Origin of the sequence: Citrobacter sp. S-77 (genome assembly GCF_963864895.1) — a bacterium.
GTDB lineage: Bacteria > Pseudomonadota > Gammaproteobacteria > Enterobacterales > Enterobacteriaceae > Citrobacter > Citrobacter murliniae.
The window spans coordinates 1,786,571-1,798,818 of the sequence record NZ_CAWLWU010000002.1 but is presented as its reverse complement, the minus strand read 5'-3'; the positions used below and the strand labels follow the sequence as shown (position 1 = coordinate 1,798,818).

The following is a 12,248-nucleotide window of genomic DNA, read 5'->3' as shown; positions in this document are numbered from 1 at the left end:
ACCCCTTACAAATAAAGATAAAGTCTAACCTTGTGCGCCCCCAGAAAATTGGCGCTGCCGTACAGAGTCACCGACGAACGTGCCGGGATAGTGACGCTGCGTGGCGCTTCCAGAGGGTGCATCTCCAGCCCTCTGGCGTCATACCAGTAAAACCGATAATGAACGGTAACGGGTTCTTGTCTTTCGTTATAGAGTCGTGAGGATGCAGAGGGCTGAATATCAGACGTGGTTAACGCAGGCTGTTCTGCTGTTATACCTGCAGCCAGTATCGTTGATTCCATCACCAGCGACTGTTCATCACTCACCGGAATTTCAGGATGTGAACGACAGCCTGCCAGTAACAGCACCCCCAGTGACAGCACTAAGCATCCTCTGGTCATTATTAAAGACCTTTATGCGCAAGCATTGGACCAAGAGTACGCCCACCCAGTAGATGCATATGAATGTGATACACCTCCTGACCCCCGTGGCGGTTGGTATTCATGATCAAACGATATCCATCTTCGGCAATGCCTTCCTGCTCAGCGATCTTCGCCGCGACCGTGATCATTCTCCCCAACGCCTGCTCATGTTCAGCCGTAACATCATTAACGGTTGGGATCAGGACATTTGGAATAATCAGGATATGCGTAGGCGCCTGAGGTGCAATATCGCGAAACGCTGTGACCAGTTCGTCCTGGTACACGATATCTGAGGGGATTTCACGACGAATAATTTTGCTGAATATAGTTTCTTCTGCCACGACGTTTTCCTTTTTCATTAAGAGCCCTTCGTTGTGCCATGCTACGCCGAGCTACTCTGCGAGTATAGAGTATGAGTGAGTTACTCACGCTCTTTCAACTTTAACCCTCGATTTTTTAAGCAAAAAGTTTTCCTTATGCTGCTCTTATAACCATTTCCCGTTGCTATTGCTCAGACATAGTACTGAAACAATATTTCATACTGGCAAAAATTCCACCTGCTCATCGGGTGGATTTTGCACTCATAGCCAAAATACGGGGGACTAAAGCTGACGTTAACGCTTACCCAGGCAGAGAAATGTAAACGCTAAAAAAACAAAAAGCCTGCTTAGTTTCCTAAGCAGGCTTCTTAAATATGGCTCCTCTGACTGGACTCGAACCAGTGACATACGGATTAACAGTCCGCCGTTCTACCGACTGAACTACAGAGGAATCGTTGTGGAGGCTTATCTTAGCGGCGAAAAATCTTTTGTCAAACCCCATTTCCTTCATTGAGTATCAATTGGTGCTTCTCTCGACAGTTTGTTGCATTTACAGACATTTTATATGGAAAAAACTTTGCAGCTTTTTTGATTCTCCCTCATCATTTGAAATGAGGTTTCAACTTTCTTCATTAAGGTCCACTTTGAACGTGTCCGCTGCCTTACGTCAGGTCGTTTCCCGTACGCCCTGGTATGCCAAACGCAAGAGTTACAAAGTACTCTTTTGGCGTGAAATCACTCCTTTAGCCATTCCCATTTTTCTGGAAAATACCTGCGTATTATTGATGGGAGTACTGAGTACTTTCCTTGTTAGCTGGTTGGGTAAGGAAGCAATGGCGGGTGTCGGACTCGCCGACAGTTTCAATATGGTTATCATGGCGTTTTTCGCCGCTATCGATCTTGGCACGACGGTGGTCGTTGCTTTTAGCCTTGGGAAACGCGATCGCCGACGGGCCAGAGCTGCCGCCAGACAGTCACTGGTAATCATGACGATTTTTGCCATCGTGCTGGCAGCGGTGATTCATTATTTTGGCGAGCAGATTATTAATGTTGTCGCCGGTGAAGCGACTCCCGAAGTAAAGGCACTGGCGCTGACCTATCTGGAATTAACGGTGCTCAGTTATCCGGCAGCAGCCATTGCATTGATCGGTAGCGGAGCACTGCGTGGGGCCGGGAATACCAAGATACCGCTGTTGATTAACGGCGGCATGAATATACTGAATATCATCATCAGTAGCATCCTGATCTACGGCATTTTTTCCTGGCAAGGGCTGGGATTTGTAGGCGCAGGTCTTGGGTTAACGATTTCCCGCTACATTGGTGCTATCGCCATTATCTGGGTGCTGATGATTGGTTTTAACCCAGCGCTGCGTATTTCACTGAAAAGTTATTTTAAGCCGTTAAATCTCGCCATTATCTGGGAGGTGATGGGGATAGGTATTCCTGCAAGTATCGAATCCGTTTTGTTTAACGGTGGCAAGCTATTAACTCAAATGTTTGTCTCGGGTATGGGTACCAGCGTTATTGCCGGTAACTTCATCGCATTTTCTATTGCGGCTCTGATTAACCTGCCGGGAAACGCATTAGGATCCGCATCCACCATCATTACCGGCAGACGCCTGGGTAATGGGCAGATTGCCCAGGCAGAAATTCAGTTGCGACACGTATTTTGGTTATCCACAATCGGTTTAACTGCCATCGCCTGGCTGACTGCACCGTTTGCCGGTGTCATGGCCTCGTTTTATACCCACGATCAGGACGTAAAAGAGGTCATAGTCATACTGATTTGGCTCAATGCGGCATTTATGCCGATATGGGCAGCATCCTGGGTCCTTCCCGCTGGTTTTAAGGGAGCGCGTGATGCACGTTTTGCTATGTGGGTTTCCATGCTGGGTATGTGGGGCTGCCGTGTTGTAGCAGGTTATACCCTAGGGATCGTATTAGGATGGGGAGTGGTCGGCGTCTGGATGGGGATGTTCTTCGACTGGGCGGTCCGCGCCGCGCTATTTTACTGGCGAATGGTCACCGGTCGATGGCTGTGGAAATATCCGCGCCAGGAACGTGAAAAGTGTATAAAACAACCCGTTGCGTCTGAATAAACGGCGAAATGAAGAATATTTCAGCAAACGATCGCGTTTCTACATTCAGGCTTTGACAACGCTGACCGGCATCGCTAATATTCGCCCCGTTCACACGATTCCTCTGTAGTTCAGTCGGTAGAACGGCGGACTGTTAATCCGTATGTCACTGGTTCGAGTCCAGTCAGAGGAGCCATATTTAGAGAAGCCCGCTTAAGGAAACTTAAGCGGGCTTTTTGTTTTTTTATGTCTTTTTGCGAAATCTTATGTGATTCAGATTCAATAGGTTAGTGTGAAAAATCTTCCAGATGCATTTCTAGTTTATCCTCCGCATCGGGAGAATTTGGTGGTCAGATTTGGGGTCAAGTTGGTTCGATGACGGAGTGACCCCCAAATGTCTCTTAACGACTCAAAAATCCGCAACTTAAAACCATTCGCTAAACCCTTCAAAGTTTCCGATTCTCATGGTCTGTATCTGTTGGTTAATCCTCGCGGTTCACGTCTCTGGTATCTCAAATATCGTATCAATAAAAAAGAATCCCGCCTCGGCCTAGGTGCCTATCCAGACGTATCTTTAGCCGACGCTCGTCAGCAGCGTGACGGTATTCGCAAGTTGCTGGCGCATAATATCAATCCAGCACAACAGCGCTCTGCTGAAAAAACCACTTCCTCACCAGAAAAAACCTTCAAGTATGTGGCACTGGAGTGGCATAAAAGCAACCTAACATGGTCAGAAAACCATGCCGCCCGCTTGCTCGCCAGCATGAATAACCATATATTCCCGATCATTGGACATCTGCCGATAACAGAATTGAAAACTCGCCACTTCATCGATCTGCTGAAAGGGATTGAGAATAAAGGTTTGCTGGAAGTGGCGGCGCGTACCCGGCAGCATATGTGCAACATCATGCGTCATGCCGTGCATCAAGAGTTGATAGAACATAATTCGGCGGCCAATCTGGACGGTATCATCGCTCCGCCCATTAAACGCCATTACCCTGCCCTTCCGCTGGAGAAACTACCGGAACTGTTGACTCGCATTGAGGACTACAAGCAAGGGAGAGCATTAACCCGTTTGGCAGTATCGCTCACCCTGCACCTTTCCATCCGTTCCAGCGAATTGCGTTTCGCCCGTTAGTCTGAGATCGATTTCAGAAACAAAATCTGGACCATTCCGGCTGCCCGTGAAGCCATCCCCGGAGTGCGTTATTCCGGGCGTGGTGCCAAAATGCGCACGCAGCATATCGTTCCTCTCTCCCGTCAGTCCATCGCTATTCTGAAACAGATACGGGAAATCTCCGGGCATCAGGAACTCATATTTCCTGGCGATCACAATCCGCATAAGCCAATGTGCGAAAACGCGGTGAACAAGGCTTTGCGCCTGATGGGTTATGGCACAAAAGATGAAATCTGCGGCCACGGATTCAGAGCGATGGCCTGTAGTGCGCTGATGGAATCTGGACTGTGGGCGCAGGATGTGGTTGAGCGCCAAATGAGCCATCAGGAACGCAATAGCGTTCGAGCAGCTTACATCCATAAAGCAGAATATCTTGATGCCCGTAAAGCGATGATGCAATGGTGGTCGGATTATCTGGATACCAACCGAGAAGAATGTGTTGCACCATACATTTATGCTCAACAACATAAGACGACCGGAGCAGCTTGATCGATAACGCACCTAAGAGCAGAGCCTGATAACAGGATCTGCTCTTCAGACTGTGAGAAATCGTCCCCTCAGCATTTCACAAAGAATCGAGAAGCGTCAGGAAATTACTCAGGCCAGATACATAAATGAAGGTCTATTGCGGGGTAATCAACAACGTAGAATTAGGGTTACTTTTCTTATAACGATGGTATTGCAATATTAGCGTTGCGAGATCTTCATCGATAGCATAAAAATAGGCTTCCGACACATCCAGCACCGCCGCAAATCGGTAAACCAGACCAAAATCCGGTGAACTGACTTCTCTTCCATATTGGCTTACGCGGGAACTCGACGTCTCTTCGTCCAGCCCAGCGAGACAACCAAGCTCGACCTGTTTTAATCCTGTATTCACTCGGGCCAATCTTAATCGTTTACCAATCACGGTATTACCGACTTCGCAGATTAACATATGCCGTTTATCGCTATTCCGCCATGCCGCTCTTAAAGTGGTTATTAATCGAAAGTTTTTTATTTTTTCAAATTTCAAAATAAATATTTAATTTATAAATAGTTAAACAATCAAATTTAGAAGAGTAGATACACTGAAATTGAATTCCATAATGCATCCGAGACAGGTCTTAGTTCATCAACACTCCCAAATGCACTAAAATGCCTCCAACCGTAAGGTGAACGACTTATTGCAGGCTCACTGTGCATAACAACAAGTGAAATGTGTCGAATCCCTTTTTCGATTCACGTAGGCAGCGCATGCAATGAGATATACTTTTTAAAAAAAATATTATTTGCTGAATTGAGCGCCAGTTTCAGATAATGACATTCTGATTCACTCTGTATCCAATCGTGTCTCATCAATTAATTCGTAAATTACCACATATAAACTTTATGCTCTGAGCTAAGTTTTTATATTATTTTCAACGAAGATCTTAATAGCATTGCTTTTAATGGAATCTTCGAAGCATGGCGTAAAAATGACATGAGGAATTTATCACGTCATTTCATAGCGACTTAGTTCGAAATTTTTAGTGACAGCCAGCGAAAAGAAAATAATAACATCTCCGTTATCACTACAACCCCTCACTAATCCTATTCCCCACCTTTAAAATCCTATCTATACGTCATGACTGCACAAGGGAACGTAAAACACTTGTGCATATATCATTTTCATATAAAGGAGATGAATCATGATAATGAAAAATAGTCTTTTTGATACCCTGAGTGATAAGTTTAACTGGATTACGATACCAGAAGCTATAGTCATCGCGACTCAGTTACTGTAAGTATTCCGCATAATCGTGCCATTCACATTTAGAGATCCTCCGGCATAATCAATCTGCCAACAAAGGAGATCGCTATGCGTAAAGCCCGTTTTACTGAGCATCAGATCATTGCCGTAATTAAATCGGTTGAAGCCGGACGAACCGTTAAAGATGTCTGCCGGGAGGCCGGTATATCTGAAGCCACCTACTACAACTGGAAGTCCAGATACGGCGGCATGGAGGCTTCTGATATTAAAAAGATCAAGGATCTTGAGGACGAGAATCGGCGTCTCAAACAGATGTTTGCCGACCTGAGCCTTGAGAACCGGGCGCTGAAAGACGTTATCGGAAAAAAGCTTTAAAACCAGCCGTTAAGCGTGAACTGGTCACTCATCTGATAACGACATTTGGACTCAGTATCCGTCAGGCCTGCCGGAGTCTGAACCTGAGCAGAACGGTTTACCATTACCGTCCGGATACCACGCGTGACGAACCCGTTATTGTCGCGTTGCAGGCAGTGGCAGAGCGATACCCACGGTACGGTTTTCCAAAACTTTTCCAGGTTCTGCGGCGGCAGGGATACCCGTGGAATCACAAAAGGATCCATCGTATTTATTGTCTGCTGAAGCTGAATTTTCGCCGTAAATGCAAACAACGGTTGCCGGTGCGTAATCCCTCGCCACTGGCCACACCGGAAGCGCTGAACCAGAGCTGGTCTGTCGATTTTATGCATGATGCCCTGGTCTGTGGCCGTCGTTTTCGCACGTTCAATGTCGTTGATGACTTTAACCGTGAGGTATTGTCGATTGAAATCGATCTGAATCTGCCAGCTTTGCGCGTGGTCCGTGTACTCGACAGGATCGCGGCAAATCGCGGCTATCCGGTCATGCTACGCATGGATAATGGTCCGGAATTTATCTCACTTGCACTGGCTGAATGGGCAGAGCAACATGCAGTAAAACTGGAGTTTATTCAGCCGGGTAAGCCGACGCAGAACGCTTTTATTGAGCGCTTTAACCGAACATACCGTACAGAAATACTCGATTTTTATCTGTTCAGAACGCTGAATGAAGTGCGGGAAATCACGGAAAGATGGGTGTCAGAATATAACTGTGAACCCCTCATGAATCACTGAACAATATGACGCCGGAGGAATATCGGCAACACAATCATTTGGCCGGGATCTCAAAAAATGCCTGGAACTAAAACGGGTCTATTTACAAAAGCATAGCAAGATCAAATCCAACTAAACCGGCATACGACTTTCCAGTTCCAGTATCTTCCGGCGAGATGAAGTTGTATGAATTTGCGTTTTTTATTCTCAGCTGAGAGGCATTTCTGCTTGGTCCGTATACAACATTATTAAAGTTTTTTAATTTTATATTCATTACAGTTTCAATACTGAGAAAAATGTCCACGTATATCGCTTTCAAGCGTTCTTCAGATAACAACGCTTCTTTCTCAATTGCTACTTTTTTGTCGTAGAAGTTATTCTCTTCAGCAGCTTTGTCCGCAAGTTTTTTTAACTCGAATACTCGCGTAAACATATCATCAGGAGTCCCTTTTGATGCCAAGCCTAATCGTATCCGTAAGAAGACCGCTTTTAGTTCCAGCTACTTTTTGATATTTCCTGTTTCTCGGCCATCAGCCGAAACTCTTCCGGCGCCAGGTTATTCAGGGATTCATGAGGTAGCTCGCTGTTGTATTCATTCAGCCAGCGCACTGTGATCTCCCGTGCTTCATTCAGCGTTCTGAACAGATAAAAATCCAGAACTTCTGTCCGGTATGCCCGGTTAAAGCGTTCGATAAAAGCATTCTCTGTTGGCTTACCTGGCCTGATAAACTCCAGTATCACGCCATGGCTTTCGGCCCACTCAGCCAGTGCCAGCGAAATCAGTTCAGGTACGTTATCCATACGCATCTTCAGCGGGTAACCCCTGTTTGCGACGATTCTGTCCAGTACCCGAACTACACGCTGAGCCGAGATATTCAGATCAATTTCAATGGCCAGCGCTTCACGGTTAAAATCATCTACCACGTTGAAAGTAAGGAACCGCCTGCCGCTGACCAGCGCATCGTGGATGGACCAGCTCTGATTCAGAGCTTGCGGCGTGACCAGTGGTGCCGGATTACGCACCGACAGACGTTGCTTTACCTTACGACGAAAATTCAGCTTCAACAGGCAGTAAATCCGATGTACACGCTTGTGATTCCAAGCGTGACCCTGCCTGCGAATTACCTGAAAAAGCTTCTTAAAACCGTACCGCGGATAGCGCTCTGCCAATTCAGTCAGCGCACTAATCACCGGCTCGTCACGCCGAGTATCGGGCTGGTAAAAATACACTGTCCTGCTCAGCGACAACGTCCTGCATGCTGGCGTGTGCGCATCGCAAACTGAACGGTCAGAAGGCTGACGAGCTCACGCTTTATCGCTGGTTTTAAAGCTTTTTTTCAATAACATCCTTTAAAGCCCTACACTCAAGACTAAGATCGGAAAACATCTGGTTCAGGTGACGATTTTCGTCTACAAAGTCATTTATTTTTTTGATATCAGCGGTTTCCATACCGCCATACTTCGCCTTCCAGTTGTAATTACTAGCTTCTGAAATAGCGGCCTCACGGCAGACATCCTTGACAGTGCGCCCTGCTTCTACGGACTTCAGAGCGGCGATGATCTGGTGCTCAATGAACTGGGCTTTGCGCATGGCGATCTCCTCACAGAGACATTATCAGTATGTAGGAAGATCTATAAAAGTGAATGGGCCGTTTTGCCAGGATACTTACAAACTCCACTTTTTATCAGCCATATGCATTTACAGACACGCGGAAATATTTTTACCATTTTTCTATTGTGTTCAAGGAGATATGAGCATAAATTGTTATGTGCTAACTTATGGTTAATGTCCAAACACGCTGAAAAAACCAATATTATCATTCATAGAGCGCAACCATCTAAATCATAACTATCGGAAGAATGAGCGAATATGAGAAGTGGTAAGAAAAGCATAGTCACACCAGTGGACCCCATCATAATACCAGATCAAAAATCATATTGGGCAACACATTTCTACAGTATTTTGAAGTGTTTAGATAATCACAAAAACCTAATGCACTCTCCCAGAAGGTTTAAAGAGTTTCCTTTATGGTCATTAAGTTTACTTAGAGGAAATTTACCTCCAAACTTCTTCGACCAAATTGAAACCTACATTCGCAACTGGGGGGTTCAGTATTTTTTTGCGAGCCTATTTAATCAAAAAATCGGAGGGCATATCATCGTTGAATTGATTGAACGATTGGAGGATTTATATGGAGTTTGCTTCAACAAAGAGTTAGATAAATTTTCGTTTTATGTTTCTGGTAATGACTCTCAACTTAGTCACAAACTTTCAAACCTTTTTACTGATGTATTTCCCTATAAAGAAATGAAAGGATCTTTATCTGATTTGATTGGATATTCAGATCTCTGCTTGGTGTTGGAGAATTCGTTAAACGGTTCCGCAGTTGGTATTTTTGGCGAAGTTGAAGGCACTTATGGTAATAAGCTTCGAACTGAAAGCTATTGGGGAAAGAAAAATTAATTTTGTGTTTTCGGTGTAGGTGTTGTTGATGGTAGTCAAAAATTAATTTATTTCGAAGAATCACTCCATAAAGGAATTCCTCGTGTTTATCTCATGTTTGAAAGATCACATTTTTTTATTGCTGATTTTTTAGAAGTGTTAAATTGCCTGAAACTTTTATTTCTCTATGGCCCGCATATGAATTATAGATTCCCAGATGATGAGTTTGGTTTTTTTCTCAGCGAAATAAAAAAGATGTGGTCCACTCCGATAGAGCAAACCTTTAAATTCTTAGAAAGATTTATTGATGGTGGTGATTTAGTAGGATTTAATGATGGCAGTATTTCAATCATTACTGATTTACAATCTTAAACTTCTTACAATTGTTAAACCCAGAATTATAAGGATCAGAAAGTGAATAAATACTTCAGATTAACCCATTTAAAAATAGTTCATAATAATAATTCAATTTTCGATATAAATTTTTTAAATGGAGATAATAATACTTCTGAGTCTTTTTACACTTCAGTGATTATTGGTATGAACGGATGCGGTAAAAGCTATCTACTAAAACTAATTTGTGACATATTTATACTTATAAATGATAAATGTGACAACACGCAGAAGGATATTTTTTTTAGATATGATTTTTTTAATATTGAATATATAATAAATAAAGCTAAAATAAAAATTTCTTATGATCATAGAAAAATAAATTTTTATTTAGACGGTGTTAAGGTAGATACTTTAAATAAATCCCATCTGCCATGTTCAGTTCTAGCATCATCCTATATGCTAGGTGATAAATTTACTTTTTCGAAACCCTCTAACTATGATGGTTTTTACCATTATCTAGGTGTTAGGCAGGTATCTAATGCAGCCTGGATTAGCAGTATAGAGAAGCGAGTTTTCGAACATCTAGAATTTTTAATATTAAATAATAAAACACATTTACTTGTTGAAATGTTCGAGTTGTTACGTTTTTCACCTAAAATAACATTGATTTACACTCCAAAAATAAAATCTCTTCTTAATCGTAAGATAACCACAAAAACAATTATAAGGAAATATAAATCCATTAAGAATTCCGATTCTAAATCGAAGTTAACAAACTATCAGATTAATAATGTCAACGTGGAAAGCTTCGATAATCTAATAGTTTTTATTAAGGAAAAACAGAAAAAAAGCTCCGACAACATCACATACCACTTAGATTTGTTAGCTCAAGAGTCAATGGAGCTTTTCTTAGAAGAAATAAAAAACATAAAAATTTTATTAATCTTAGGATACATTGAAAACCCTAAAATACAATTCAAAAAATTAGATCATTTTAATTTTGATGATTCTAGCTCAGGGGAAAAGAATATAATATTTACTCTAATTGGAATACTGTCAAAAATTAGAGATCAGTCACTTATTTTGATTGATGAGCCAGAGATATCTTTACATCCTAATTGGCAACTAAATTATATAATCTTATTAAGAAAGATATTTAAAGAATTCCCTTCTTGTCATTTTATTTTAGGGACTCATTCGCACTTTATTATTTCAGGGTTAGATATTGCTTGTTCAAGCGTGAATAAGCTATATATTAATGATTTTTTAGAGAGAAAGTCAGAAATACTACCGTCATCTCCGTATGGTTGGTCTATCGAGCAAATTTTATATGAAATTTTCAATGTAAAGACAAATAGAAATTACTATGTTGAAAATGATGTACAAAGTCTGATTTCAGCTGTTAGTAATAATGAAAAAAACAAAGAATTTTATCGTATATTACAGAAATTAAATAGCCTTGAACTGAGTGAAAACGATCCACTCTTTACTTTACTTCAAAGAATTAATGGAACAATAAAATGATATATAAAATAACAAGTTATGAGTTTTACAATCAACTAACATTAGAAATAAATAATGCGAGCGCTCTCACTAAAGAGTCATGGGATTCTATAATAAGCATTAGAGAAAAAATTGTCCCAATATTATATCAACATCAAAAATGTTCACAAATGAAAGATCTTGAAGTAACGCGCTGTGGATATTGTGGCCTACCAGTTGGGGGCACTGGCCGTGGAGAAATTGAGCACATAGCACTCAAAAGTAAATTCCCACAGTTCAGTTTTTACTCTAAAAACCTAATAGTGGTCTGTTCAAACTGTAATGGTTCAAGTCGCAAAGGTCGTAAATTTAAACATATAATGAAGGTAAACGGTAAATTTGAGAATCATATTCAATACGATTGTATGTCAGAGCAATATACTAAATTTGATTTTTTATTTATACATCCCAAAATTGATGATCCTGCAATAGAAATAATTTGGAATGGTTCAATTCCAGTTAAAGAGGCAAGCTCAGAAAAAGGGAAGTTTCATATAAAACTTTTTGAATTAGATACGTTAATAATGGTAATGGAAAGGGAAAAGGACTTAAATCAAATAGAGCGATACAAGAAAGACCCGGAATCATTTAAGAAGATGATCGAAGCATGCCGGTTTTAAATTATACTCAACAGTGGTTCATCACGCCGCGTATCCGGCTGGTAAAGAAATACCGTCCTGCTCAGCGATAACATCCTGCATGCCCGGCGTATGCTCATCGCAAATTGTGCGGTCAGATAGCTGACAAGCTCACGCTTTATCGCTGGTTTTAAAGCTATTTTTCAATGACATCTTTCAGTGCGCGGCACTCGAGAGTCAAGTCGGCAAACATCTGTTTGAGGCGGTGGTTTTCGTTCTCCAGATCTTTCATTTTTTTGATATCAGAGGCTTCCATACCGCCATACTTCGCTTTCCAGTTGTAATAGCTGGCCTCAGAAATACCGGCTTCAGGGCAGACATCCTTGACGGTGCGCCCGGCTTCGACAGACTTCAGAACGGCAATGATCTGGTGTTCGGTGAATCGGGCTTTACGCATGGCGAACTCCTCATGAGGACATAATTAGTATGTCAGAAGATCTCTAAAATGAGTGGG

The 12,248-nt window shown here is 42.3% G+C and carries 9 protein-coding genes, 2 tRNA genes and 4 pseudogenes; 8 read left to right on the top strand and 7 right to left on the bottom strand.

Features of this window, described 5'->3' with window-relative positions:
- Positions 1-5: 5 nt before the first annotated feature.
- From AACS05_RS09180 to AACS05_RS09170, 3 genes are all read right to left on the bottom strand, one after another.
- Positions 6-380: a YcfL family protein gene (locus AACS05_RS09180; protein ID WP_045441772.1), complete on the bottom strand. Its 375-nt coding sequence runs from the start codon at positions 378-380 to the stop codon at positions 6-8.
- 2 nt (positions 381-382) lie between these two features.
- Entirely contained in the window at positions 383-742 is a 360-nt protein-coding gene (gene hinT, locus AACS05_RS09175; protein WP_045449566.1) for a purine nucleoside phosphoramidase, read from the bottom strand.
- 354 nt (positions 743-1,096) lie between these two features.
- A tRNA-Asn gene (locus AACS05_RS09170) sits at positions 1,097-1,172 on the bottom strand.
- Between the two features lie 160 nt (positions 1,173-1,332).
- On the opposite strand from AACS05_RS09170, the gene AACS05_RS09165 reads away from it, so the two are divergent.
- The 3 genes and pseudogenes from AACS05_RS09165 (at position 1,333) to AACS05_RS09155 (ending at position 4,465) form a co-directional block, all read left to right on the top strand.
- Positions 1,333-2,820: an EmmdR/YeeO family multidrug/toxin efflux MATE transporter gene (locus AACS05_RS09165; protein ID WP_286493689.1), complete on the top strand. Its 1,488-nt coding sequence runs from the start codon at positions 1,333-1,335 to the stop codon at positions 2,818-2,820.
- Positions 2,821-2,919: 99 nt separating this feature from the next.
- Positions 2,920-2,995: transfer RNA gene (locus AACS05_RS09160), tRNA-Asn, on the top strand.
- Positions 2,996-3,193: 198 nt separating this feature from the next.
- Positions 3,194-4,465, top strand: a pseudogene (locus AACS05_RS09155) (tyrosine-type recombinase/integrase).
- Between the two features lie 133 nt (positions 4,466-4,598).
- Here AACS05_RS09155 and AACS05_RS09150 read toward each other — a convergent pair.
- Complete coding sequence (locus AACS05_RS09150; RefSeq protein ID WP_045441768.1) at positions 4,599-4,913, bottom strand: helix-turn-helix domain-containing protein; 315 nt, start codon at positions 4,911-4,913, stop codon at positions 4,599-4,601.
- A gap of 903 nt (positions 4,914-5,816) precedes the next feature.
- On the opposite strand from AACS05_RS09150, the pseudogene AACS05_RS09145 reads away from it, so the two are divergent.
- A pseudogene (locus AACS05_RS09145) lies at positions 5,817-6,927 on the top strand (IS3 family transposase).
- An 11-nt stretch (positions 6,928-6,938) separates the two neighbouring features.
- On the opposite strand, the gene AACS05_RS09140 reads toward AACS05_RS09145, so the two are convergent.
- Both AACS05_RS09140 and AACS05_RS09135 read right to left on the bottom strand, forming a co-directional pair.
- Positions 6,939-7,268 carry a hypothetical protein gene (locus tag AACS05_RS09140; protein WP_045441764.1) on the bottom strand — a complete coding sequence of 110 codons (330 nt, stop codon included), beginning with the start codon at positions 7,266-7,268 and terminating at the stop codon, positions 6,939-6,941.
- Between the two features lie 56 nt (positions 7,269-7,324).
- Positions 7,325-8,426 (bottom strand): annotated as a pseudogene (locus tag AACS05_RS09135) (IS3 family transposase).
- 279 nt (positions 8,427-8,705) lie between these two features.
- Between AACS05_RS09135 and AACS05_RS09130 the strand changes: the two are divergent.
- From AACS05_RS09130 to AACS05_RS09115, 4 genes are all read left to right on the top strand, one after another.
- A complete protein-coding gene (locus AACS05_RS09130; protein WP_045441757.1) occupies positions 8,706-9,299 on the top strand; it encodes a hypothetical protein in 594 nt (197 codons plus the stop codon).
- A gap of 93 nt (positions 9,300-9,392) precedes the next feature.
- Positions 9,393-9,650, top strand: coding sequence for a hypothetical protein (locus AACS05_RS09125; RefSeq protein WP_045441754.1), 258 nt, complete (start codon positions 9,393-9,395; stop codon positions 9,648-9,650).
- 42 nt (positions 9,651-9,692) lie between these two features.
- Positions 9,693-11,138 carry an AAA family ATPase gene (locus tag AACS05_RS09120; protein ID WP_045441751.1) on the top strand — a complete coding sequence of 482 codons (1,446 nt, stop codon included), beginning with the start codon at positions 9,693-9,695 and terminating at the stop codon, positions 11,136-11,138.
- Complete coding sequence (locus AACS05_RS09115) at positions 11,135-11,776, top strand: hypothetical protein (protein ID WP_045441748.1); 642 nt, start codon at positions 11,135-11,137, stop codon at positions 11,774-11,776. The genes AACS05_RS09120 and AACS05_RS09115 overlap by 4 nt, the downstream gene beginning before the upstream one ends.
- Here AACS05_RS09115 and AACS05_RS09110 read toward each other — a convergent pair.
- Positions 11,776-12,191: pseudogene (locus AACS05_RS09110) on the bottom strand (transposase); the annotation flags it as partial. The gene AACS05_RS09115 and the pseudogene AACS05_RS09110 sit on opposite strands and share 1 nt — an antisense overlap.
- Positions 12,192-12,248 lie beyond the last annotated feature (57 nt).

Excerpts from the sequence above, each read along its gene's own strand:
- AACS05_RS09180 (WP_045441772.1), bottom strand. The coding sequence starts at position 380 with ATGACCAGAGGATGCTTAGTGCTGTCACTGGGGGTGCTGTTACTGGCA.
- AACS05_RS09165 (WP_286493689.1), top strand. The coding sequence starts at position 1,333 with ATGAGGTTTCAACTTTCTTCATTAAGGTCCACTTTGAACGTGTCCGCT.
- AACS05_RS09150 (WP_045441768.1), bottom strand. The coding sequence starts at position 4,913 with ATGTTAATCTGCGAAGTCGGTAATACCGTGATTGGTAAACGATTAAGA.
- AACS05_RS09140 (WP_045441764.1), bottom strand. The coding sequence starts at position 7,268 with ATGTTTACGCGAGTATTCGAGTTAAAAAAACTTGCGGACAAAGCTGCT.
- AACS05_RS09130 (WP_045441757.1), top strand. The coding sequence starts at position 8,706 with ATGAGAAGTGGTAAGAAAAGCATAGTCACACCAGTGGACCCCATCATA.
- AACS05_RS09125 (WP_045441754.1), top strand. The coding sequence starts at position 9,393 with ATGTTTGAAAGATCACATTTTTTTATTGCTGATTTTTTAGAAGTGTTA.
- AACS05_RS09115 (WP_045441748.1), top strand. The coding sequence starts at position 11,135 with ATGATATATAAAATAACAAGTTATGAGTTTTACAATCAACTAACATTA.